Origin of the sequence: Mesorhizobium sp. M4B.F.Ca.ET.203.01.1.1, assembly GCF_004791025.1 — a bacterium.
Classification (GTDB): domain Bacteria; phylum Pseudomonadota; class Alphaproteobacteria; order Rhizobiales; family Rhizobiaceae; genus Mesorhizobium; species Mesorhizobium abyssinicae.
Genome location: NZ_SRUO01000010.1, coordinates 98944 through 121848 on the forward strand (window position 1 = coordinate 98944; position 22905 = coordinate 121848).

General features: G+C 64.7%; 25 protein-coding genes. 12 read left to right on the forward strand and 13 right to left on the reverse strand.

The window, feature by feature from the left end; genetic code table 11:
• Window positions 1-41: 41 nt before the first annotated feature.
• Entirely contained in the window at window positions 42-425 is a 384-nt protein-coding gene (locus EN846_RS35215) for a hypothetical protein (RefSeq protein ID WP_187331422.1), read from the reverse strand.
• Between EN846_RS35215 and parC the strand changes: the two genes are divergently transcribed.
• Together parC and EN846_RS21275 are read left to right on the forward strand one after the other, a co-directional pair.
• Complete coding sequence (gene parC / locus EN846_RS21270) at window positions 381-2633, forward strand: DNA topoisomerase IV subunit A (protein ID WP_127393785.1); 2253 nt, start codon at window positions 381-383, stop codon at window positions 2631-2633. The two genes, EN846_RS35215 and parC, sit on opposite strands and share 45 nt — an antisense overlap.
• A gap of 335 nt (window positions 2634-2968) precedes the next feature.
• Complete coding sequence (locus EN846_RS21275; RefSeq protein WP_128346470.1) at window positions 2969-4174, forward strand: AI-2E family transporter; 1206 nt, start codon at window positions 2969-2971, stop codon at window positions 4172-4174.
• On the opposite strand, the gene EN846_RS21280 is transcribed toward EN846_RS21275, so the two are convergent.
• The 3 genes from EN846_RS21280 to EN846_RS21290 all read right to left on the reverse strand — a co-directional run bounded on the left by EN846_RS21280 (window position 4162) and on the right by EN846_RS21290 (window position 6566).
• Window positions 4162-5058, reverse strand: coding sequence for an EamA family transporter (locus EN846_RS21280; protein ID WP_127393857.1), 897 nt, complete (start codon window positions 5056-5058; stop codon window positions 4162-4164). The two genes, EN846_RS21275 and EN846_RS21280, sit on opposite strands and share 13 nt — an antisense overlap.
• A 132-nt stretch (window positions 5059-5190) precedes the next feature.
• On the reverse strand, window positions 5191-5955 hold the full coding sequence (locus EN846_RS21285) for an arginyltransferase (RefSeq protein WP_127284216.1): 765 nt from the start codon (window positions 5953-5955) through the stop codon (window positions 5191-5193).
• 140 nt (window positions 5956-6095) lie between these two features.
• Window positions 6096-6566, reverse strand: coding sequence for an RDD family protein (locus tag EN846_RS21290; RefSeq protein WP_127393856.1), 471 nt, complete (start codon window positions 6564-6566; stop codon window positions 6096-6098).
• Between the two features lie 189 nt (window positions 6567-6755).
• On the opposite strand from EN846_RS21290, the gene sthA reads away from it, so the two are divergent.
• Window positions 6756-8144, forward strand: coding sequence for a Si-specific NAD(P)(+) transhydrogenase (gene sthA, locus EN846_RS21295; protein ID WP_127393855.1), 1389 nt, complete (start codon window positions 6756-6758; stop codon window positions 8142-8144).
• A 20-nt stretch (window positions 8145-8164) separates the two neighbouring features.
• Here sthA and EN846_RS21300 read toward each other — a convergent pair whose 3' ends face one another.
• Window positions 8165-8824: an alpha/beta hydrolase gene (locus EN846_RS21300; protein ID WP_135859281.1), complete on the reverse strand. Its 660-nt coding sequence runs from the start codon at window positions 8822-8824 to the stop codon at window positions 8165-8167.
• A gap of 204 nt (window positions 8825-9028) precedes the next feature.
• On the opposite strand from EN846_RS21300, the gene EN846_RS21305 reads away from it, so the two are divergent.
• Window positions 9029-10258 (forward strand): OpgC family protein, encoded by a 1230-nt coding sequence (locus EN846_RS21305; protein ID WP_245493527.1) that lies wholly within the window; start codon window positions 9029-9031, stop codon window positions 10256-10258.
• A gap of 3 nt (window positions 10259-10261) precedes the next feature.
• On the opposite strand, the gene EN846_RS21310 is transcribed toward EN846_RS21305, so the two are convergent.
• Window positions 10262-11338 carry a LacI family DNA-binding transcriptional regulator gene (locus EN846_RS21310; RefSeq protein WP_127393075.1) on the reverse strand — a complete coding sequence of 359 codons (1077 nt, stop codon included), beginning with the start codon at window positions 11336-11338 and terminating at the stop codon, window positions 10262-10264.
• Window positions 11339-11513: 175 nt separating this feature from the next.
• Between EN846_RS21310 and EN846_RS35220 the strand changes: the two genes are divergently transcribed.
• Together EN846_RS35220 and EN846_RS35225 are read left to right on the forward strand one after the other, a co-directional pair.
• Window positions 11514-11657: a hypothetical protein gene (locus tag EN846_RS35220; protein WP_187331414.1), complete on the forward strand. Its 144-nt coding sequence runs from the start codon at window positions 11514-11516 to the stop codon at window positions 11655-11657.
• Between the two features lie 58 nt (window positions 11658-11715).
• Complete coding sequence (locus tag EN846_RS35225) at window positions 11716-11865, forward strand: hypothetical protein (protein ID WP_187331415.1); 150 nt, start codon at window positions 11716-11718, stop codon at window positions 11863-11865.
• Window positions 11866-11874: 9 nt separating this feature from the next.
• Here the strand turns inward: EN846_RS35225 and EN846_RS21315 are convergent, their stop codons facing one another.
• Complete coding sequence (locus EN846_RS21315) at window positions 11875-12249, reverse strand: DUF423 domain-containing protein (RefSeq protein ID WP_135859282.1); 375 nt, start codon at window positions 12247-12249, stop codon at window positions 11875-11877.
• A 36-nt stretch (window positions 12250-12285) separates the two neighbouring features.
• Window positions 12286-13539, reverse strand: coding sequence for a multidrug efflux MFS transporter (locus EN846_RS21320; RefSeq protein ID WP_127393077.1), 1254 nt, complete (start codon window positions 13537-13539; stop codon window positions 12286-12288).
• A gap of 118 nt (window positions 13540-13657) precedes the next feature.
• Between EN846_RS21320 and EN846_RS21325 the strand changes: the two genes are divergently transcribed.
• A complete protein-coding gene (locus EN846_RS21325) occupies window positions 13658-14323 on the forward strand; it encodes a GntR family transcriptional regulator (RefSeq protein WP_135913955.1) in 666 nt (221 codons plus the stop codon).
• A gap of 58 nt (window positions 14324-14381) precedes the next feature.
• Window positions 14382-14642: a DUF982 domain-containing protein gene (locus tag EN846_RS21330; RefSeq protein ID WP_127393078.1), complete on the forward strand. Its 261-nt coding sequence runs from the start codon at window positions 14382-14384 to the stop codon at window positions 14640-14642.
• 25 nt (window positions 14643-14667) lie between these two features.
• On the opposite strand, the gene EN846_RS21335 is transcribed toward EN846_RS21330, so the two are convergent.
• Window positions 14668-14814, reverse strand: coding sequence for a hypothetical protein (locus EN846_RS21335; RefSeq protein ID WP_127284226.1), 147 nt, complete (start codon window positions 14812-14814; stop codon window positions 14668-14670).
• Between the two features lie 184 nt (window positions 14815-14998).
• Here EN846_RS21335 and EN846_RS21340 point away from each other — a divergent pair, with 184 nt between their 5' ends.
• The gene (locus tag EN846_RS21340) at window positions 14999-15970 is read left to right on the forward strand and encodes a glycosyl transferase family 90 (protein ID WP_127393079.1); all 972 of its coding nucleotides are present in this window, start codon (window positions 14999-15001) and stop codon (window positions 15968-15970) included.
• 12 nt (window positions 15971-15982) lie between these two features.
• Here the strand turns inward: EN846_RS21340 and EN846_RS21345 are convergent, their stop codons facing one another.
• On the reverse strand, window positions 15983-17026 hold the full coding sequence (locus EN846_RS21345; RefSeq protein WP_128346473.1) for an aldo/keto reductase: 1044 nt from the start codon (window positions 17024-17026) through the stop codon (window positions 15983-15985).
• Window positions 17027-17226: 200 nt separating this feature from the next.
• Here EN846_RS21345 and ppk2 point away from each other — a divergent pair, with 200 nt between their 5' ends.
• On the forward strand, window positions 17227-18147 hold the full coding sequence (gene ppk2 / locus EN846_RS21350) for a polyphosphate kinase 2 (RefSeq protein WP_127284229.1): 921 nt from the start codon (window positions 17227-17229) through the stop codon (window positions 18145-18147).
• Between the two features lie 217 nt (window positions 18148-18364).
• Here ppk2 and EN846_RS21355 read toward each other — a convergent pair whose 3' ends face one another.
• The 3 genes from EN846_RS21355 to EN846_RS21365 all read right to left on the reverse strand — a co-directional run bounded on the left by EN846_RS21355 (window position 18365) and on the right by EN846_RS21365 (window position 21137).
• Complete coding sequence (locus tag EN846_RS21355; protein WP_127393788.1) at window positions 18365-19012, reverse strand: dihydrofolate reductase family protein; 648 nt, start codon at window positions 19010-19012, stop codon at window positions 18365-18367.
• A gap of 196 nt (window positions 19013-19208) precedes the next feature.
• On the reverse strand, window positions 19209-20240 hold the full coding sequence (hemB, locus tag EN846_RS21360) for a porphobilinogen synthase (protein WP_127393787.1): 1032 nt from the start codon (window positions 20238-20240) through the stop codon (window positions 19209-19211).
• Window positions 20241-20315: 75 nt separating this feature from the next.
• Window positions 20316-21137: a DUF2066 domain-containing protein gene (locus EN846_RS21365; RefSeq protein WP_128346474.1), complete on the reverse strand. Its 822-nt coding sequence runs from the start codon at window positions 21135-21137 to the stop codon at window positions 20316-20318.
• Between the two features lie 192 nt (window positions 21138-21329).
• On the opposite strand from EN846_RS21365, the gene EN846_RS21370 reads away from it, so the two are divergent.
• Together EN846_RS21370 and EN846_RS21375 are read left to right on the forward strand one after the other, a co-directional pair.
• Window positions 21330-22373, forward strand: coding sequence for an enoyl-CoA hydratase/isomerase family protein (locus EN846_RS21370; RefSeq protein WP_128346475.1), 1044 nt, complete (start codon window positions 21330-21332; stop codon window positions 22371-22373).
• Window positions 22370-22792, forward strand: a complete 423-nt coding sequence (locus EN846_RS21375) for a DUF6163 family protein (protein WP_127285745.1) — start codon at window positions 22370-22372, stop codon at window positions 22790-22792. Before EN846_RS21370 ends, EN846_RS21375 begins: the two co-directional genes overlap by 4 nt.
• Window positions 22793-22905 lie beyond the last annotated feature (113 nt).

Genomic DNA, 22905 nt, shown 5'->3' on the forward strand with positions numbered 1-22905 from the left:
CTGAGAGTTGTCCTGAAATTGCTTTTTGATCCTATGCGCCATCACCATTCCGCGACGAACTGGACGGGAAAAAGGCGCCTCCCGGCACAATGGTCGAAAATCGCGGTGAAAGGCAAATAGCGGGCCGACCTGTTCGCTTGAAGCGGTGAATTTGTCATGAAGATCGGGTTTCCATCCGGCATCGCCCTGCCATAGACAGGGCATGTAACAGGTTGATGTTGGCTGGCGCCGTCATGCGGTGACAGGTGTTGCAGTCGGGCCGCAAATTGGCCTGCGCGCTTCGCCAATTCCGTGAAATCCGTCACACCCATGGGCTTGAGGCAAGCGGATTGGGCCAGCCGGCGCTTGCCGCGAATCACCCGCTCGGCTAGTGCAAACCCATGGGAAAAAGGCTTTTGCCGCCTGAAGATGGCGGCGGTGACCATATCGAACCGGTCGATCTGAAGAAGGCGCTCGAGGAGCGCTATCTCGCCTATGCGCTGTCGACCATCATGCACCGGGCATTGCCGGATGTGCGCGACGGGCTGAAGCCCGTGCATCGCCGCATCATGCATGCCATGCGGCTGCTGAGACTCAATCCCGACCAGGGCTTCGCCAAATGCGCGCGCATCGTCGGCGAGGTGATGGGCAAGTTCCATCCGCATGGCGACCAGTCGATCTACGACGCGCTGGTCCGCCTGGCGCAGGATTTCTCGATGCGCTACCCGCTGGTCGACGGGCAGGGCAATTTCGGCAACATCGACGGCGATAACGCCGCCGCCATGCGCTACACCGAAGCGCGCATGACCGAAGTGGCGACGGAGCTGCTTGCCGGCATCACCGAGGATGCCGTCGACTATAGGCCGACCTACAATGAGGAGGACGAGGAGCCGGTCGTGCTGCCCGGCGCCTTCCCCAACCTGCTCGCCAATGGCTCGTCCGGCATTGCCGTCGGCATGGCGACTTCGATTCCGCCGCACAATGCCGCCGAGCTTTGCGACGCAGCGCTTCATCTGATCGAGAATCCCGACGCGCCGGTGACGGCGCTGATGGACTTCGTCCAGGGTCCGGATTTCCCGACCGGCGGCATCATCGTCGACAGCCACGCCTCGATCCTCGAAGCCTATGAGACGGGCCGCGGCGGCTTCCGCGTCAGGGCGAAATGGGGCCAGGAGGACCAGGGCAGGGGCACCTGGAGCATCGTCGTCACCGAGATCCCCTACGGCGTCCAGAAGGCGCGGCTGATCGAGAAGATCGCCGAGCTCCTGATGGCGCGCAAACTGCCGCTGCTCGAAGACATCCGCGACGAGAGCGCCGAGGATATCCGCATCGTGCTGGTGCCGAAGAGCCGCACCGTCGATCCCGGCATCCTGATGGAATCGCTGTTCAAGCTGACGGAGCTCGAAAGCCGCTTCCCGCTCAACATGAACGTGCTGTCGCGCGGCAAGGTGCCGAACGTGCTGTCGCTGAAGGGCGTGCTCAAGGAGTGGCTGGAGCATCGCCGCGACGTCCTCATCCGCCGTTCGAAGCACCGCCTCGGCGAGATCGAAAAGCGCCTCGAGATTCTCGCCGGCTACCTGATCGCCTACCTCAACATCGACGAGGTGATCAGGATCATCCGCGAGGAGGATGAGCCCAAGCAGGTGATGATGGCCCGCTGGTCGCTCACCGACACCCAGGCCGAAGCCATCCTCAACATGCGCTTGCGCGCCCTGCGCAAGCTGGAAGAGATCGAGATCCGCAAGGAGTTCGACGGGCTCACCGCCGAGAAGAAGCAGATCGAGGCGCTGCTGGCGTCCAACGCCAAGCAGTGGGCGACGATCAAGTGGGAAGTCACCAGCATCCGCGACAAGTTCGGGCCAGAGACCGAACTCGGCAAGCGCCGCACCCAGTTCGCCGACGCGCCCGAGCATGACCTGACCGACATCGCGCACGCCATGATCGAGCGCGAGCCGGTCACCGTGGTCGTCTCCGAAAAGGGCTGGCTGCGGGCGATGAAGGGTCATCTGACCGACCATTCGCAGTTCACCTTCAAGGAAGGCGACAGCCTCAAGCTAGCCTTCCACGCCCAGACCACCGACAAGATCCTGGTCTTCACGACGGGCGGCAAGTTCTACACGATCGGGGCCGACCGTCTGCCGGGCGGGCGCGGCCATGGCGAGCCGATCCGCATCATCGTCGACATGGAGAACGACCAGGATATCGTCACCGCCTTCGTCCACGATCCGAAGCGCAAGCTGCTTCTCGTCTCCTACGACGCCAACGGCTTCATCGTTCCGGAGGAAGAGGTCGTCGCCAACACCCGCAAGGGCAAGCAGGTGATGAACGTCAAGTCGCCGGACGAGGCCAAGCGCTGCATTCCGCTCTCAGGCGACCACCTCGCCATCGTCGGCGAGAACCGCAAGATGCTGGTGTTCCCGCTCGCCGAGATCCCGGAGATGGGGCGCGGCAAGGGCGTGCGCCTGCAGAAGTACAAGGATGGCGGCGTGCTGGACATCAAGCCCTTCACGCTCGAAACCGGCCTCAGCTGGCAGGATTCGGCCGACCGCACCTTCATCCGCTCGCGCGAAGAACTGGCCGAATGGATCGGCGCCCGCGCCGCCGCCGGCCGCATGGTGCCGAAGGGGTTCCCGAGGACGGGGAAGTTCGGCTAGCGAAGCTCCCCCTTCTCCACTTGTGGGGTGAGAAGCGGTCCGAGCTAGCGGACGAAAAGCCAATTGCTTGGCTTTTCGAGGTTCGAACGCCCTGAGCCTGCGAAGGGCCGGGCGGTGGCCGATCCACCCCGGCCGGGTCCCCGCTGCTTCGCAGCGTCCCGGCGTTCCCTGGCCTTTCACCGTGCCACTGGCACGATGAATTCGCCTTCGGCGAACCGGCTGCTCACCCCACAAGGGGAGAAGGAAGACCTCCGCCCAATCATTTGGACTATCGTCACGATTGCTGCACTATGATGGTGCACAGGCAAACCCGGGGGCAGGGGAGAAACGCGCGCTTGAAGCAGACCGAGATCCAGAAACCGGGGCAGCGGCTGTTCGGCCTGTCGACGCCGCTCAGGGCCGCCGTCATCCCGCCACTGTCTGCGGCGCGCTGGCTGTTGGTGCTGATCGTCGCCGCCGGCGTCTATTTCTTCCACGGCTTCCTGTTCCCGGTTCTGGCCGCCCTCGTCATCGCTTTCGCCAGCTGGCCGCTCTACCGCCGCCTGCTGGCCGCCGTCGGCGGTAACCGCACCATCGCCGCCACCTTCGCCATCCTCTTCATCCTCACCTTCCTGGTGGTGCCGATCGCGCTTGCCGGCACCTATGCCATCAACGAGGTCCGGGAATGGGTCGGGTGGGCGATCGAGACCAACCGCCACGGCGCGGTGACGCCGCACTGGATCGCCACCATGCCGATCGTCGGCGAATGGCTGAACGAGCAGTGGACGACCAATCTCGGCCATCCGGGCGGCATCGGCGAACTGATCCAATTGGTCAGCGGCGCCAATATCGGCAGCATCTATCGCGGCGCGCTCGCCGCCGGCGGCAGCGCGTTCGGCCTGCTTTTGACGCTGCTGTTCATGATGATCGCGCTGTTCTTCGCCTATCGCGATGGCGAGCATTTCGCCGCGCAGGTCGACCGCCTCGGCGAGCGCATCCTGCCGACCCGCTGGGAGCGGATCTCGCGCGTGGTGCCGGCGACGATCTCGTCCACCGTCACCGGCATGACCATCATCGCCATCGGCGAGGGGGTGGTGCTTGGCGTCGCCTACTGGCTGGCCGGCGTGCCGTCGCCGGTGACGCTCGGCGCCTTGACCGGCATCATGGCGCTGATCCCCGGCGGCGCGCCGCTCTCCTTCACGCTGGTGTCGATCTACCTTGCCGCCAGCGGCTCGCCAATGGCGGGCCTGGCGCTTTTTGCCTGGGGCGCGGTCGAGCTGTTCATCGTCGACAAGACGCTGCGCCCCAAGCTGGTCGGGGGGCCGATCAAACTGCCTTTCCTGCCGACCTTTTTCGGCCTGATCGGCGGCGTCAAGACGATGGGCTTCCTCGGCCTGTTCATCGGCCCGGTGCTGATGGCGCTCTTGGTCGCGATCTGGCGCGAGTGGCTGCGTGAGGTCGAGCTGATGGACGATTCCGCTGCCACGGCGCTTGCTGAGACCAAGGACGGCCCGCCGCAGATCGAGATCGCCACGGAAAAGAAGAAGATTCAGACCGGGTGACTGACGGCCAGCGTAGCGCGGCGCTTGCGCCCCTCATGCAACTGCCACAGCGAATGGCCGACAAGCGTCACGATCAAGATCGCGCCGCCGATCAGGCTGTTGCGCGACGGCGTCTCGGAGAAGATCATCCAGACCCAGACCGGCGCCAGCACCGTTTCCAATAGGTAGAACATCGCCACTTCCGGCCCTGAGATGTATTTCGGCCCGTTGGCCAGGCAGAAGAACGAGATCGGCATAATCACCGCGCCGTTGAAGATGATCCACCACGGCGCGTCCACCTGAAAGCCGGTCTTCGAGACCATGAAGGCGGCGACGGTGAAGGGCAGCACCACGCCGATGAGCGAGGTGAAGCCCATGTCCTTGCCGCTGGCGCGCGAGATGGTGATCGCGCAGGCGACGCAAAGCGCGGAGCACAGGGCCATGACATCGCCGAACAGATATCCGTTGCCGATGGAGTCGCCGACGATGATGGCGACGCCGACGATCATCAGCGCCAGTGCCGCCAGCGTCAGCGGCCGTGGTCGTTCTTTCAGGAACAGCCAGGACAGCAGCGCCGAGAACATGGTGGTGAAGGCGAGGATGAAGACGAGGTCGGCGGTCGAGGTGTTGTAGACGGCGGTGATGAAGGCGATCGAGCCGAGCCCGTAGAGCGTCGCCACCGCAAGCCCCGCCCGCCCGGGAACGAGTTGCGGCGCCCGGTCGCTCAGCGAGCGCCAGACCGCCCAGATGACAAGTCCGGCAAGGAAAGTGGTGCCGGTGCGCAGCAACAGGATCGTCCATGCCTCGCCATGGGCGAGCCTGATCAGCGGGATGTCGACGGTCAGCGTCATGCCGCCGATGGCGGTCAGCAGAAGGCCTTTCTGGTGGTCGTGGTGGGAGGACATGTCGGCAATTCTCGCAATGGAATTTGCAGGCGGACGGCCAGCAGCGCGATAGCGCATTCTCTCGCCGTTCGGCGGCAAGACCAGCATCCCGCTGCTTGAAACAGTTTTAAGGTCGGGCTTGGAAAGGGTTAGTCAGCGCGTGACCGCTTCGTGCTCGTAGCGTTCCCAGCCTTTCGGGCCGAGATGCTCCTGCGGCATGAAGCGCATTTTATAGCTCATCTTGCGCGAGCCGTTGACCCAGTAGCCGAGATAGACATGGGGCAGGCCCATGGCTCTCGCTCGGGCGATATGGTCGAGGATCATGAAGGTGCCGAGCGAGCGGTCCTCGAAGTCCGGATTGAAGTAGGAATAGACCATCGACAGGCCGTCGGCCATCTTGTCGGTCAGCGCCACCGCGATCAGCTCGCCCTGACCCTTGCCGGTTATGAAAGTGTCGGGGCCGCGCCGCCTGTATTCGATGATCTTGGTGTCGACATGCGTGTCTTCGACCATCATGGCGTAGTCGAGCACCGTCATGTCCGACATGCCGCCGCGGCGATGGCGGGCGTCGAGATAGGCGCGGAACAGCGAGTATTGCTCGGTCGACGGCTGCGCGTCGTGCATGGCGCCGACGAGGTCGGCATTGTGCTGGATCACCCGCTTCATGTTGCGGCTTGCGGTGAATTCCTGCGCCAGGATACGCACCGACACACAGGCGCGGCAGGTTTCGCAGGCGGGCCGGTAGGCGATGTTCTGCGAGCGCCGGAAGCCGCCTTGCGTCAACAGGTCGTTCATCTCGGGCGCCTTGTCGCCGACGAGGTGAGTGAACACCTTGCGTTCGAACTGGCCCTCCAGATACGGGCACGGCGACGGCGCGGTCAGGAAGAACTGCGGCGACTGGGTCGGGTGCTGCGTCATGGATTCCGGGAAACGCTCCTACGAATCGCCTTACCTTTGGCCCGACCGGCGAAAAATTCAACAGGATTGTGGAGCGGTTGCTGACTGAGGGCCTTCATAATTGCGCATAAGCGCCCGCGTTCGCCCTCGAAAATGCTGTTTCAACGATCTGTACGGCTCACCACCGTGCCAAGCAGCAAGTCGTGCAGCGTGCGCTTGCGGTCCGAAAACAGCGTCACCAGGAGCACCAGCGGCGTCAGGATGACGTTGCCGGCCCAGAACAGCACCGAATGCACGACAGCGGTCAGCCCGTCGATGCGGGTGCCGTCAAGGCGGTCGAGCCGGATGCCCATCAGCTTCATGCCGGTGGTCGCCTGGTCGGCGCTGCCCAGCGTGTTCCAGATGTAGAGAACGGCGACCGCCGGCACGAGCACCGAAAACAGCATCCAGCCGAGGCCAAACGTCAGCAGCCCGAGGACGGCGACCAGGATGGCGAAGGGAATGGTGAGCAGCCCGATGATCAGATAGTCGATCAGGCAGGCAAGAATGCGCCGGGTGCGCACGCCGTCATGGGCCCTGACGTCGTCGAGCCTGCTGGTAATGATTTCGCCGTCAAGTACACGCGCGTTCATGTCATGCCCTCGTAACCGGGCCCGCGATAGGGTGCGGGCGATCCGCCATTGAAATGGTGAAAGCCGATGGCGGAATCAAGATCGTCGGTCGGGGTGCGACGTGCGGAGGTCGCTCGAGCGGTTGAATTCACGGCAAGGATGGCGTTAGCTTGCTGCGGCGCAACAAGACGCCGAGGGGACGGGGGTATTATGGACTATGACATGCTGGTCATCGGCAGCGGCCCTTCGGGGCGCCGCGCCGCGGTGCAGTCCGCCAAGCTCGGCAAATCGGTGCTGGTGGTCGACAGGGGCCGGCGCCTCGGCGGCGTCTCGGTGCACACCGGCACCATCCCGTCGAAGACACTGCGCGAGACGGTGCTCAACCTTTCCGGCTGGCGCGAGCGCGGCTTCTATGGACGCGGCTACCGGGTCAAGCAGGACATTTCGGTCAGCGACCTCATTGAGCGCCTGCACAAGACGCTCGACCACGAGGTCGAGGTGCTGCAGCACCAGTTCATGCGCAACGCGGTCAAGAGTTCGCGCGCCACGGCGAAATTCCTCGGCCCCAACAAGGTCAGCCTGACGAGCGACAATGGCGACTATAGCGAGGTCGGCTTCGCCAATGCGCTGATCGCCGTCGGTACCAGGCCGCACCGGCCGCGCGACGTGCCGTTCGACAAGACCCGCGTCTTCGACAGCGACGAGATGCTGGAGCTCGACCGGCTGCCGCGCACGCTGACTGTGATCGGCGCCGGCGTCATCGGCGTCGAATATGCCACCATCTTTTCGGCCCTCGATGTGCCGGTGACGCTGGTCGAGCCGCGCAACACCATCCTCGATTTCGTCGACCGCGAGATCGTCGACGACTTCATCCACCAGATGCGCGATCGCGGCATGACCATCCGCCTCGGCAGCACGGTCAAGGAGATCACCTCAAAGCCCGATTATGCCGAGGTCACCCTTGCCGATGGCCGCACCATCCGCTCCGAGATCGTGCTTTATGCCGCCGGCCGCAGCGGCAATCTCGGCAGCCTCGGCCTCGACGTGGTCGGCATCGAGTCCGACTCCAGGGGCCGCATCAAGGTCGACGCGAACACGTTTCAGACCAGCGTGCCCAACATCTACGCCACCGGCGACGTCATCGGCTTCCCGAGCCTTGCCTCGACCTCGATGGAGCAGGGCAGGGTGGCCGCCTGCCACGCTTTCGGCGTGCTGTTGCCGCCGCCGCCGGAAACCTTTCCATATGGCATCTACGCGGTGCCCGAAATCTCCACCGTCGGCCAGTCGGAGGAGCAGGTGCGCGAGAGCGGCGCCGCCTACGAGGTCGGCGTGGCGCGCTTCCGCGAAACCTCGCGCGGCCACATCATGGGCGTCAACTCTGGCTTCCTGAAACTGCTGTTCTCGGTCGAAACGCGCCGGCTGCTCGGCGCCCACATCGTCGGCGAGGGCGCCACTGAACTCATCCATATCGGCCAGGCGGTGATCAATCTCGGCGGCACGGTCGACTTCTTCGTCAACAACACCTTCAACTACCCAACCCTGGCCGAAGCCTACAAGATCGCAGGCCTGGACGCGTGGAACCGGATGGGGCAGGGATAGGCCTTCCGGTCCTGATCCACTCACGCCACGGCTGGATCCGCCATCCATTGCCTGACCATGGCCGCGTCCGGGTCGCCGATCTCATGTCCCGATGCAACGATGCGAGCATCGACCGTGGCGCCGCGCTGGCTTAGCAGCGTCACCAGCGCCGGCGCGAACGGGCCGTAGGTGAGGTCGGAGGCGCCGGCGATCATCAGCACCTTCGTGCCGCCGAGATTCGTCGGCGGTGTCTCGTCGAGCACCGGCATCGGCCGCAGGAGTGCTGCCCGCCGGACCAGACCGGGATGAAGCAGCATCAGGCTCGAGACCAGATTGGCGCCGTTCGAATAGCCGAGGAAGGTCGCACGGGAGAGATCGAGCCCGTGGCGCTTCGTCGCCTCGGCAACGAAGGTGGCGAAGGTGTCCGTCTCCGTGCGGATGCTGGCCTGCTCGAAGCTGGTCGGCGTGATCCGCTCGAACCAGCGAAAGCCGTCCTCTTGCGGGATTCGACCGCGCGCCGCGACCAGCGCGGCCCTGGGCGCGATCTGTCTCGCAAACGGTACCAGCGTGGTTTCATCGACGCCGGATCCATGCAGCAGGAACAGGCATTCGCCGCTTGCGCCGGATGGCTTGATGAAGCGATGGAGGAAGCTCAAGTCATAGAAGACGCCGCCATCGTCAGTATATTCAGGCACGCTCATATCCTTTTGATTTCATGGCTGTTTCGTTGATTTGCCGGCTTCAAAACGGATTATTTTCTTGCTCCGCGAAAGTTGATTGAACCAGGCTTACTTCAGTCCGTTTCTGCGCCGATACACTCCCTCTCACGGGAGGAATCAAAGCGGTGCGCCGGGGGTCGCATTGCCCGAATGAACGACCAGCTTTGAGGCCTTTTGTCGATGACCATGCCAGTTTCGCCCGGACGGGACACACGTATCCACGATCGCGATACGCGTATCCACGATCGCGATACGCGTATCCACGATCGCGACACGCGTATCGACGTGTTTCGCGCGCTCGCGCTGCTCACCATCTTCATCGACCATGTGCCTGGCACAATGTTCGAGACGCTGACCTACAAGAATTTCGGCTTCTCGGACGCGGCCGAAGCCTTTGTGCTGATCTCCGGCATGTCGGTGGCGCTCGCCTACGGCAGCAAATTCCAGCCCGGCGGCCGGCTGCTGGCGACGCTGAAAATGTGGCGGCGCGCCGGCGTGCTCTATGCCGCCCACATCGTCACGACCATGGTGGTGATGGCGCTGTTCTGCGCCGCAGCGGTGTTCGCCCGGCGGCCGGAGCTGCTGAAGCTGATCAACATCGAGCCGCTGATGAAAAACACGCCGGAGGTGCTGGTCGGCATCGTCACGCTCGGCCACCAGCTCGGCTACAACAACATCCTGCCGGTCTATGCGGTGCTGCTTTTGCTGGCGCCGGCCTTCCTGCTGTTGATCAGCTACAGGCCGGTGCCGGCGCTTGTACTGTCGGCTGCCCTGTGGCTGATCGCCGGCATCTGGCAGATCGCGCCGCCGAACTATCCGGAGCCCGGCTTCTGGTTCCTCAATCCGCTGTCCTGGCAATTCCTGTTCAACATCGGCCTCGCAGCCATGCTGCATGTCAGGCGCGGCGGAACCATTCCGGTCAATCGCTGGCTGGTCGGGGCCGCCGCCGCCTATGTGCTGACGGCGCTGGTCTGGGTGCACAGCCCGCTCTGGGGCCGCATATCCTGGCTCGACCTGCCGGTGGTGCTGACCGGCTTCGACAAGACCTTCCTGTCGCTGCCCAGGCTCCTGCACATATTGGCGGTGAGCTATCTGATCGTCGCGCTGCCGGCGGTCTCGAACCTGTTCCGCACCAGCACCGACCATCCGCTGGCCATCCTCGGCAAGCGCTCGCTGCCGGTGTTCATCGCCGGCACGGTTCTCGCCATGGTGGCGCAGGTGCTGAAGCTGATCAATCCGGGCGGCTTTGCCTACGACACGCTGCTGATATCGGCCGGCATCGCCATGCAGTTCGCGCTCGCCTTCTATCTCGAATGGCTGTCGGCCATCGGTTCACTGGGCCGGAAGCCGGTCCGCGGCGAGGCGCCGGCGCGACCAACGTTCGTCGCCCAGCCGATGGCCGCTGGCAATCGCTGAGGATCAGGCCTTCGCCGGCCCGGTCGATGCCCTGACGACGAGTTCGACGCCGAGCATCTCGCGCCGCACCGCGCCATCGAAATCGAGGATCATCCGCGCCGCCCGACGGCCGATCTCCGCAATCGGCTGGGCGATGGTGGTGAGCTGAGGTCTGCTCAGCAGGCCATCCGGCACGCCATCGAAGCCGACGACCGAGACGTCGCCCGGGACGTTCAGGCCGCGCTCCGTCAGCCAGTCGATCGCGACCATGGCCATCCGGTCCGACATCGCCAGGATCGCGGTGGGCGGCTCGCCGCTGGCGAAGATGGCCTCGAGGCCGGCCCTGGTGGTGGCCGCCTCGTTTTCGGTCTCGTAGACCGGCACCCTGGTGGTATCGACGCCGAAGCGGGCAAGCTCCTCGAAATAGCCGGCAAGTCGATCGCGCGTTGCCGTGTAGAGCGCCGTCCCGAGCCGCCCGGGCATCACAAGACCGGTGCTGCCGTCGACGAAAGGCAGCGACAGGACGGCGAAGCGGCGATGCCCGAGTTCGCCAAGATGACGCGCGGCCAGCCTGGCGCCGGCGATGTTGTCGATGCCGATCATCGAGATGGTGTCGTCATCGAAGCCGATCGCGAGCGCGACGAAGGGAAGCCTCCGTTCGCGCGTCAGTTCCACGAGGCGAGGACCGCCCTCGATGCAGAACAGGATGAAGCCGTCGACCAGGGCGCTCTGGATGTTCCAGGCGAGCTTCTCGTCATTCTGAGCCGACACCAACGCGATCCCGGCGCCGGTGGCGTCGCATGCCTGGGAGATGCCGGCCATCATCACACGGGCAAAAGGATCGTCGAAGAAATAGGAGAGGGGCTCGGTTGTGCAGACGCCGATGGCGTTGACCTTGCCGGCGCGCAGCAGCCGGCCCTTGGGGTCGGGACCGGCATAACCCATCGCTTCCGCCACCGCCTTTACCCGCTCGCGCACTTCCGCGCGCACGATCTCGGGGCGGCTGAAGACGTTGGAGGCCGTGCCGTGCGAGACCCCGGCGGCCTTGGCGATATCGGCCAGCCGGATGGGTCGTGCCTGGCCTTCGACGAGTGCTGCCATGTCAGTTCTCCGAACCTCTAGCGCTGCAATACATGGACGGGGATCGATCTCCGGTCCATCTATCATTTTTCTTGGATCGATTCAAATATTGCTTGACTGTATCGCCTGGCGGCGTATTCTTGAATCGATCCAATCGGCAATTCGGCCGATGGAGCAGGTTGAAAAGGAGGGTGCCATGCATCCGGTCAACTTTCTGTTCGAGGACGTCTACCGCAACGATTGGGGCATTGCCTCGGCCACGCTCAGCGAAAAGCGCCGCGGCAAGGCAAGTCCATGGAAGTGCGAGCTGCGCTTTATCGTGGATCGTAAGCGCGGCTGACCGATCCGCTTTTTCTGTATCGGTGGATTGGATCGATTCAATTCTCGGGAGAACAGTCATGCATCCGATAAGCCATCTGTTCGAGGACATCTATCGCAACTACTGGGGCATCTCACCCGCCAGCGACCGGCCCGAACGGCGGCGCCTGACGAGGCCGGCAGTGCGCAACCGCGACTGGCTGGCAAGACGCAAGCGCCGGCAGGACTGATCCCCGACCTCAGGGCCGGTTCTGGATCAGCGCCGATCCCGCGATCGCCAGCCAGCCGGCGATCAGCAAGGTGCCGCCGATCGGCGCCGACATCGGGAACAGCCGCGATCCCAGGAAGTCGCGGGCGAGAAGATCGCCGCAGAACAGCACCAGACCGACAAGCAGGAGCAGGCTCGCAATTCGCAACGGGCGGCCGGCGCCGATCAGCCCGACGGCGAGGAAGACCGGCGCATGCATCAGCAGGAAGGACGCAGCCGTGCCGACGAAGGCGCCGCCGAGATGCGCCGCCGCGGCCGACAGCGCCACGCCCGCCGCGCCGCAAAGGCCGCCGGCAAGAACGAGGATGCGGCTGCCGGATTTTGCCGGGTGTTCGGCCAAGCTCATGGATGTCTCCGTCGTAGCGAGCGATACGCAGGCCGCTCAGGGCTTGCCGGGTTCCAGCACCATATGCCTTGCCCGCCGCGACTGGACAATCCAGTTGTAGACCGCGCCGCCGGCCATCAGCACCGACGTGCCCAGAAAAACCGAGCGCATGCCGAAATGGCCGCCGGCGAAGCCGCCGAGCAGTGGCCCGGCCACCTGGCCGACATACTGCGCCGAGATCGACAGGCCCAGCACGTTGCCGCCGACGCCGTCGGGAACGTTGTGGCGGATGACGCTGGTGATGCAGGGCAACAGGCCGCCCAGCGCCAGGCCCATCAGGAAGCGCAGGCCGATCAGCTGCCAGCCCTCGGTGACGAAGGCCTGCGGGATCAACAGCAGGGCCGAAACGCCAAGTGCCGCGATCACGACGTTCCAATGGCCGATGCGGTCGGCCAGCCTGCCCAGCCACGAGGCCGACAGGATGGCGCCGAGCGCCGCCGCCGACATGACGACGCCGGCGACCAGCGTCACCCGGCTCTGGTCCTCGATCAACTGCTGCACATAGACGGTGATGATCGGCTCGATCGACATGGTGGCGAAGGCAAGCAGCATGCCGGTCGCCAGCATGGCGGCGACCGGCCGCTTGTCGGGGATCTGCGACCAGCCGCTTTTCGGCTTTGACGCAGCTTTGGTTTTGGCGGCCGGCGGGCGAGGGGTCTCCTTGATGAGAAAAGTCGTCGCCAGGAAGGCGAGGAAGATGACGCCGCCCGACAAAAGGAAGGTGGCGCGGATGCCGATCAGCGGCGGCACCGCGCCGCCCAGCAGCGGGCCGACCAGGGATCCCGCGGTGATGCCGGCCGACAGCACGCCCAGCGCCCAGCCGGAACGCTCCTTCGGCGTCTGCATGGCGACCAGTATGGTCGAGCCCGACGAATAGCCGCCGGCAAAGCCGATCAGGAGACGCAGCAGCACCAGTTGCCAGACGGTCTCGACCATGCCGGTCAGCGACATGCAGATGGCCATGCCGAAGCTGGCCCGCACCAACATCAGCTTGCGGCCGTAGCGGTCGCCGAGCCGTCCCCACAGCGGCGCCACAAGTGCCGCCGCAAGGAAGGTGGCGCCATAGGCGATGCCCGACCATTGCACGATCGCCGCATGGCCCTTGGCGCCAAGCTGCTCGACATAGAGCGGCAGGAAGGGCAGCAGCAGGGTCATGGCGATGAGCGTGCTGAACGAGCCAGCAAAACAGACGGCGAGATTGCGGCGCCAGTGGACATTGTAGCCGCCGTGTTCGCTGCCGTTCTCGCTCATGTCATGCCTTGCCCGATCAGGGGGATTGTTGTGGACACCAATTTGGGATACCAAGTTGGTATCCGTCATGAACCTCAACCCTGTCGCTGTCAATGCGACCGTTATCAACGGAACCGCCATGTCGCAGATGCAGAGCGTCGAACGGCAGCTTCGCGAAATGATCCTCGGCCTCGAGATCGGGCCCGGCGAGCGCCTCACCGAGCGCTGGATCGAAAGCCGCTTCGCCGCCTCGCGCACCCCGGTCAGGGCGGCGCTGCTGCGGCTGGAGACCGAGGGCCTGATCTGCCGCGACGGACGCGGCTGGACCGTCTCGCCCATCAACCTCACCGAGCTCGAGCAGATCGCCGTCTATCGCGAGGCGGTCGAGGTGGCCGCTATCCGGATCACCTGCGCGCTGGAGGACAAGAGTGCCGTGGACCTCATCGAGGCGATGCTGGACTCCTGCGATGCCGCCACAGCGCGCGAGGAATGGCACCGCGTCGGCATGGATTTCCACATCGAGCTGGCCAGGCTTTCCGGCAACGACTTCCTGGTCCGGGCGGTACGCGATGCGATGACCAGGCTGTCGCGCGCCCGCTGGTTGGAGGTGCGCGACGAGGCGGCACTTGGCCGTGCCTGGGCCGAGCACCATGCGGTGCTGGCCGCCGTGCGGGCAGGCGATGCCGACGAGGCGGCACGGCTGCTTTCAACCCATATGGTCGGCAGCCGCGACCGGCTGGTGACATCGCTGCGCGACGACCGGCGCGGCCTGCGCGCCAGGGGCTTCGCCGTCGTCGCCGCCTGATCGCGATTCAGTTCGCTTTGGCTCTCGCTTCGCGTGCGCCGATGGCGTAAGAGCGGCGATGGAAAACAACCGGTTTGAAATACCCGTGACCGTCAAGTCGGCCACGGCGGGAACCAATCAGCTCTTGCGCACCGCGCGCGAGGCGTCTGACTATCTGCTCAACAGCTGGCCCGGCAAGCGCAGTGCCAAACACCGCGAAGCGCTGCAGGCCTGTCACGACGCTCTGGCCGGCGACAAGCCGGCGATGAATGCGAGGCGCGCCTTCATCGCGGCCGCCCGCGAAGTGAATGTCTTCGTCAGCGACAAGGCCTCCGCATAAGCGACGCGGCCTGCAGACTTCAAGATTACTTGGCCGTTTCCGCTTCCGTCTTGTCCGCGGGCTTCGAACGCTCCTTGGCGGCGACCTTGGCCGCCAGCTTCTCGGCCTTCTTGGCGGCCTTCTGGCGATCGCGCTCCTTGCGTTCCTGACCGTAGTTCGGTGCTCGCGCCATATCGCTTCCTTTCAACTGCGGGACTTGACGTCCTGCCTAGGAGCATTGGAGCGCAAACACAACGGCTGAAGCAAGAATAGGCGGACAATGATCCCGCCCTCGGTTCGGGGCTTGCAAGACAGGCGGCACAATGGTGTAGGAGAAATCTGCGCGCCAGCGCCAGGCTGATTGAAACGACGGACCGATGGCCACGCCTCTCCGAACCGCCGCCAAGGTGTTTTACTACGCGCGCAACTTCGCGCGCGACCTCGCTCCGCAGGCGCTGTTCCGTCGCCGGCTGGCGGGATGGCTGGAGCAGACACGGCGGTCGGACGGCTCGGTCCGCGAGCGGGTGAACTACTACAACAGGCTGGAGCGGCCCTTCGCGCCGAGCCCGGCCGCGGTGCCGGTCAGTCGCATGCCGTTTTCTCCGAGCATGTATTATTACGACCTCAAGGAATTTGCCCGCTATTTCGATCCGGCGCTGCTCATCGATCTCGAATTCGGTGATGTCATCGACGTCCCAAAGATGCCGGCGATCGTCAAGGACCGGCCGATCACGGACGGCAACGGCAATGCCGTGCTGATGAAGCTGGACAAGTTCCGCCACTTCCAGCTGCCGGCCGACCGGCAGCCCTTCGCCGACAAGCGTCCGCTCGTGGTCTGGCGCGGCGATCTCAACAACCCGATCCGCACGCGGTTCCTCGATGCCGTGCGCGACTTGCCGATCTGCGATGTCGGGACGCCGAAGAAGGAGGCCAAGGCCGAATACCAAAAACCCTATCTCACCATCGATGAGCAGCGGCGCTACCGCTACATCGTCTCGCTCGAAGGCAACGATGTCGCGACCAACCTCAAATGGATCATGAGCTCGAACTCGCTCTGCCTGATGCCGCCGCCGACCTACGAGACCTGGTTCGCCGAAAGCGAGGTCAGGGCCGATGTCCACTATGTGCCGCTGGCCCCCGACTTCTCCGATCTCGCCGACCGGGTGGCCTATTTCGAAAAGCACCCGGCCGAGGCCGAACGCATCGTCGCCGCCGCCAATGCCTATTGCCAGAAGTTCCGCAACGAGCGGGACGAGCAGGCGATCTCGCTGCTCGTCCTCTACAAATATTTCGTGCTCAGCGGCCAGGTCAAACCGGATCCCGAGGTCTGGCGTTTCATAACCGGCTGACCCTTCCGGCGATCAGACGTCGCTGCGGTCGAGCACCAGGTCGGCAGGCCCGAAGCGGCCCTTGGCCGTCAGCTGCTGGTGCCAATAGGGGTAGAGAACCGGCGGCCGGCTGACGGCGTCGAGCCGCGCCCGCTCATCGAAGGACAGCGTCAGGCTGGCGGCGGCGATGTTGTCCTTGAGCTGCGCCTCGCTGCGGGCGCCGATCACCAGCGACGACACCGCCGGCCGGCCGAGCAGCCAGGCGAGCGCCACCTGCGCGCCGGACACGCCCCTGGCCTTGCCGATGTCGACCAGCACGTCGACGATCCGCCACAGCCGGTCCTCGTCGCGGATCGGCGGTTCCGACCAGCCGCCGATCTGGCGGGCGGCCGGACTGTTGCGGTCGTATTTGCCGCTGAGCAGCCCGCCGGCGAGCGGGCTCCACACCAGCACGCCGAGCCCCTGGTCGACCGAGATCGGCAGCAGTTCGTATTCTGCCTCGCGCGCCTCCAGCGTGTAGTGGATCTGCTGGGTGACGAAGCGCGGCTGGTGGCTGCTGTCGCTGATGGCGAGTGCCTTCATCACCTGCCAGCCGGAATAGTTGGAGCACCCGACGTAGCGGATCTTGCCCTGGCTCACCAGCGTGTCGAGCGCGGCGACCGTTTCCTCGAGCGGCGTCACGCCATCCCATTCGTGCAGGAAGTAGATGTCGATGACGTCGGTCTTCAGCCGCTTCAGGCTCTTCTCGCACTCGCGGATCAGGTGGTGGCGCGACAGGCCCTCGTCATTGGGACCCTTGCCGATGCGCATGCGCGCCTTGGAGGCGATCAGCACATCGTCCTCGCGCTTGCCGCCGAGCGCCTCGCCGATGATCTCTTCCGAAATCCCGTTCGAATAGACGTTGGCGGTGTCGATGAGGTTGATGCCGGCATCGATGCAGAGGTCGATCATCCGGCTTGCTTCCTTGAGGTCGGTCCTGCCGACCGCCGCGAAGGCGCCGGCGCCGCCGAATGTCATGGTGCCGAGCGTCAATGTCGAAACCTTCAGCCCGGAACGGCCGAGTGTACGGTATTCCATTTGAGATCCTCGCAATCGCGTTGAGAGAGGCGCCACGAATGGGCAGCCCGAATAGGACAGCCTATTTGTAGGACAAGTTGCTCGGCTTGTCGCCCCATCGCGGCGACCGGTCGATCACATCTGGAGCAGCGGCATTGCAATAAAACCGTCATTGCCGGCCTTTATTGAAGTCGGCTCAGGATGGCGAACGGAGAAGCACGATGAGCGAACTGAAACCGAATTCCGGAGCCAGGGACTGGCTGGAAGCCGAACTCGCCGACACGCTCGACGAGGACTACGAGCTCGAGATATCGGAGCCGGCGCTGTCGCTCGAGATCGCCAAGATCTACAAGGAGTCGCATCCGCCCTCGATCGAACGCATGCAATATTTCCGAGACTTGCTGCGGCTCCAGTCCGAACTGATCAAGCTGCAGTCCTGGGTGGCCTATCACAAGAAGAAGGTCGTGGTGGTCTTCGAGGGCCGCGACTCCGCCGGCAAGGGCGGCGTCATCAAGCGCATCACGCAGCGGCTCAATCCGCGCATCTGCCGTGTCGTGGCGCTGCCGGCGCCGACCGAGCGCGAGAAATCGCAATGGTATTTCCAGCGCTACGTGCCGCATCTGCCGGCCGGCGGCGAGATCGTGCTGTTCGACCGCTCCTGGTACAACCGCTCCGGCGTCGAGCGGGTGATGGGCTTCGCCGGGCCGGACCAGGTCGAGGAGTTCTTCCACGACGTGCCGGAATTCGAGCGCATGCTGGTGCGCTCCGGCATCACCCTGGTCAAATACTGGTTCTCGATAACCGACGAGGAGCAGCAGATGCGCTTCCTGATGCGCATCCACGATCCGATGAAGCAGTGGAAGCTGTCGCCGATGGACCTGCAGTCGCGCGTGCGCTGGGAGCAGTATACCAAGGCCAAGGAAGAGACCTTCGCCCGCACCAACATTCCCGAGGCGCCATGGTTCATCGTCGAAGGCAACGACAAGAAGCGCGCCCGGCTGAACTGCATCGACCATCTCCTGCAGCAGTTTCCCTATGAGGAGGTGCCGCATGAGGAGATCACGCTACCGGAGCGCGTCTTCAACCCCGAATACGAGCGCCAGGTGCTGCCGCGCGAGCTTTACGTGCCGGAGAAGTATTAGCGTCTTCTCCTTCTCCCCGTTCACGGGGAGAAGGTGCCCGAAGGGCGGATGAGGGGCGGCGCCGACGTCAGCGATTGGGCCCTATTTCGCGGTCATTGGTCGTTTGTCGCTGATCTCCAACCGGCAGCGCTGCCCCTCATTGCCCTGCCGGGCATTTCTCCCCGTATGGTGACGGGGAGAAAGGGCTGTCTCACCGGCTTTCGCCAAACCGCCAAAGTCACGCCCGCTCAATCACCACATGCGTGGCGAGGGGCGTCGCCACCTGCTCGGTGCACTGGTAGCCAAGGCCCGGCATGTCCAGGCCGGCGAAAAGATGCTCCCCCTTGCCGAGCAGCACCGGCGATACCGCCAGGTGCATCTCGTCGATGAGCCGCTCCTGCAGATACTGCCGGACGGTCGAAACGCCGCCGCCGACGCGCACATCCTTGCCGCCAGCCGCCTCCCTGGCCTGTTCCAGCGCCGAATGGATGCCGTCGGTGACGAAATGGAACGTCGTCCCACCTTCCATCTCGATCGGCGCGCGTTTGTGGTGCGTGAGCACGAAAGTCGGCACGTGATAGGGCGGGTTGTCACCCCACCAGCCTTTCCAGCTGTCGTCCGGCCAGTCGCCGCGGATCGGTCCGAACATGTTGCGGCCCAGGATCCAGGCGCCGACATTCTCGAAGCTGCGCGCCGCGAACACGTCGTCCGTGTCGGTGGTGCCGCCGTCCTGGCCCATCACAACCTTGCGAAAAAAGCGGGTGCCGATCATCCATTTGTGGAGGTTCTCGCCGCCGATACCGAGTGGGTTGGCGAGATCCTGGTCAGGGCCGGCCCCGAAGCCGTCGAGCGACAGGGTGAAAGCGTTGACTCGCAGTTTCGACATGACTGCCTCCTCATAACCAGTTGTAATTTGCAAGCGGTTGTTATGTAGCAGACTGATTGCGAATTGCAAGCGGAGTTTTCGGGCGGCCAAAGACGAGCGCGACGCATCGCGCGCCGTTGGGCCGGCAGGCGGAATTGTTCCGTAAGATCGAGCCAATCGCCAGCGGCCGTCCCCCGCAAGCCGATGTTCGGGAAGGCTATCCCTTCAGCATCGCCGCCACTTCCGGCGCGAAATAGGTCAGGATGCCGTCGCAGCCGGCGCGTTTCAGCGCGAGCAGTGATTCCAGCATCGCCTTCTCGCCGTCGATCCAGCCATTGGCGGCGGCCGCCTTGATCATCGAATATTCGCCCGACACCTGGTAGGCAAAGGTCGGCATCTGCAGCTCGTCCTTCAGCCGTCGGATGATGTCGAGATAGGGCAGGCCGGGCTTGACCATCAGCATGTCGGCGCCTTCGGCGAGGTCCTGCTCGGCCTCGCGCAGCGCTTCGTCCGAATTGGCGTGGTCGAGATAGTAGGTCTTCTTGTCGCCTTTGAGCAGGCCGGCCGTGCCCACCGCCTCGCGATACGGGCCGTAGAAGGCGGAGGCGAACTTCGTGGCGTAGGACATGATCGCCACGTCCTGGAAACCATTGGCGTCGAGCGCGTCGCGAATGGCGCCGATGCGGCCGTCCATCATGTCCGACGGCGCGATGATGTCGGCGCCGGCCGCTGCCTGGATGACGGCCGCCGCCGCCACTTGTTCCACGGTCTCGTCATTGACGATGATGCCGTCGCGCAGGATGCCGTCATGGCCATGGCTGGTGAACGGATCGAGCGCGGCGTCGGTGATGATGCCGATCTCCGGCACCGCATGCTTGATGGCGCGGGTGGTGCGGTTGATGATGTTTTCCGGATCGAGGATGTGCGAGCCGGTCTGGTCGCGCAGCGAAAGCTCGACATTGGGAAAAGTGGCTATCGCCGGAATGCCGAGCTTTGCCGCGCGCTCGGCTTCCTTGACGGCGAGATCGAGCGACAGGCGGAACACGCCGGGCATGGCGGCGATCGGCTCGCGCACTTGCTTGCCGTCGACGACGAAGATAGGCCAGATCAGGTCGTCGACCGAAAGCCGGTTTTCCTGCACCAGGCGTCGCGACCAGTCGGCCTTGCGCATGCGCCTCAGCCGCCGGCTGCCGGTGATCTCGTCGACGCTGCGGGCGCCGGCAGGCTTTGCGGGGGTGAATCTGTTCATCGCCAAAACTCTCGTTTGGCCGGGTTTTAACACGGGCACTCACCGCAGACCAATGCGACACGATTGTGCCAGCCCTCAGGGTTGCCCGTTGCCCGACAGGACCTGTGCCGCGCCCCGGATAGCGACACGGAACGCCTCGTCGAAGCTGACGCCGCGCACTTGCCAGCGGTAGGTCTTGCCGTCTTCACCAAGCCGCCAGTCGGCGATCCAGCCCAGGTCCTTGTCGCTCCACACGATGCTGCCGGCGAGCGCGTGATCGGCTCCCGCCTTTTTCGCGAGTTGATCGAGCCCCGCAATGTCGGCTGCGCGCAGCGCCTTCTCGTCCATGCCGGAAACCAGCTCTGCCGGCGGGAAAGTGACGCGCATCAGCATCGGCGCCGTCGCATTGACGAAAGATTCGCGCATCGCCTCGCCGCGCCCGTCGTCGGCCGTCAGCACGAAATGCCGTTCGCCCTGCTCGGCGCTGAGGAGGATGGCGAGGCGCGGCCGCTCGCCGAGCCAAGGCTTGCTGCCGAGCTGCGCCAGCACCTTGTCCAGCACGGCGGGCTTGTAGAGGCAGGTGAGGTCGTGTGGCCGGTCATGCGTGCCTTGCTCGTCATGCACCGGAATCCCCTCCAGCCGGTCGCGGTAGCGGAAGCTGTCGACGAAATCGCCCGCCTTGTCGCGCAGCGCCGCCATCTCCGGCTTTGCCGGCAGGCGCTGATCGCCGGAAACCCTGACCAGCACCCGGTCCAGGCAATCCTTGAAACCGATCTGTCGGTTCACCTCGCCGGTGCCGGTGACGATGGTCTGCGACTGATAGAGGTCGTCGATCGTTGCGGCCATGGCGCCACGCGGCGCCGGCACGGCGGCGAGCAGGCCGATGATTGCAATGCCGAGACGCCAAAGTCCGGACATGGCTCCCCCGAAGTCCGTCAGGCAGCTTGTCGATCCTGCCGTTGCTCCCCGCTTCTCCGCGAGGACTGCCGCTTCGTAGCACCGGCCGCAGGCGGCCGCCAATACGAAGGCGATCTCCTCCTGCCATTGACGGACATGTGCGCCAGCCTTTAGCACTTCAGTCCCGCATGCGCGGGGGAGGATTCTCTTACGATGGATTTTGGCGGAGGCGACGAAATTCGCTTCGAGCGGTTGGGCAGGGCCGGGGTCGTCACGCTGACGCGGCCGCAGGCGCTCAACGCTCTCACCCACGTCATGGTCAAGGCGCTCGGCAAGGCGCTCGACGCCTGGGAGCGGGACGACGGCGTCGATGTGGTGGTCGTCAAGGCCGAGGGCAGGGCATTCTGCGCCGGCGGCGACATCCTGCACGTCTACGAGGCCGGCCGCGCCGGGCAGCCGCCGGTCGAGTTCTTCGCCGACGAATACCGCCTCAACGCCCGCATCAAGCGATTCAAGAAACCCTACGTTGCGCTGATCAACGGCATCGTCATGGGTGGCGGCGTCGGCATCTCCTTCCACGGCTCGCAGCGCGTGCTGACCGAAAATGCCCAGTTCGCCATGCCGGAGGTCGGCATCGGTTTCTTCCCCGATGTCGGCGGCAGCCATCTGCTGCCGGATCTCGGTGGCAGCTTCGGCATGTACCTGGCGCTGACCGGCAACCGCATCCGCCACGGGGACGCGCTCTGGTCGGGACTGGCCACCCACACCATCAAGGCCGAGGACCAGGCCGCCTTCCTCGACCGGCTCTGCGCCACCGGCGATCCGGAATCGGTGCTGCGCGGGTTTTTCATCCCGGCCAGGCGCGAGACCGACCGGCCGGTGCTGGAAGCGATCGCGCGCCATTTCGCCCAACCCTCTTTGTCCGATGTCATCGCCAGCCTCGATCGGGCCGCGCCCTCCGACGAGTTCGCCGCAAAGACCCTGGCGACGATCAGGACGCGCTCGCCGACCAGCCTGCATGTCGCCTGGCGCCAGATCAGCGCCGGGCTGACGCTGTCGATGGACGAGTGCATGAAGATGGAGTTCCGCATCCTCAACCGCATGCTGGCCGGCCACGACTTCTACGAAGGCATCCGCGCCGCCATCATCGACAAGGGCTCGACGCCGCGCTGGCGTCCGGCAGGCCTGGACGACGTCGGCGTCGCCGATGTCGACGCCTATTTCGCGCCGCTCGGCGAGCGGGAGCTCGACCTGTGAGCGAGGTGACCTCCAGGCGCGTCGTGCTGCAGCCCTCGACCACCGAAATCATTTTCGCCTGGTTCCAGCGCGTCATCGCCGGCTACTGCCTGCTGTTCGGCATCCTCTACTGGATCCGGCTGATCGGCTTCTATCCCGGTCCGCTCTGGCGCTTCGACCTGATGCCGGTGCACTGGCAGGTGGCCGCGGTGACGCTCGCCGTCTTCTTTCCCTTCGCCGCCGCTGGCCTGTGGATGCTGGCCTCCTGGGGGCCGGTGATCTGGTTCATCTGCGCCGCGACCGAGATTGTGATGTATGTCGGCTTTCCCGATCTGTTCGGCCACCGCCCGCTGATCATCGCCTCGCATGCCGCGGTGGCGCTGCTCTACATCGCCTTCCGGGTGGTGATCTGGCTGCAGAAGCGCCAGGCCCAGCGCTAGCCCGGAAGCGCGGGCAATTTGCTCCGGAAACGGTGCCTAAATCTTTAGGTTAATTATCCTTGCTGGGGTGACCGTTCGTTAAGCCTCTTTCGAAACCTCTTACCGGTAAGCTC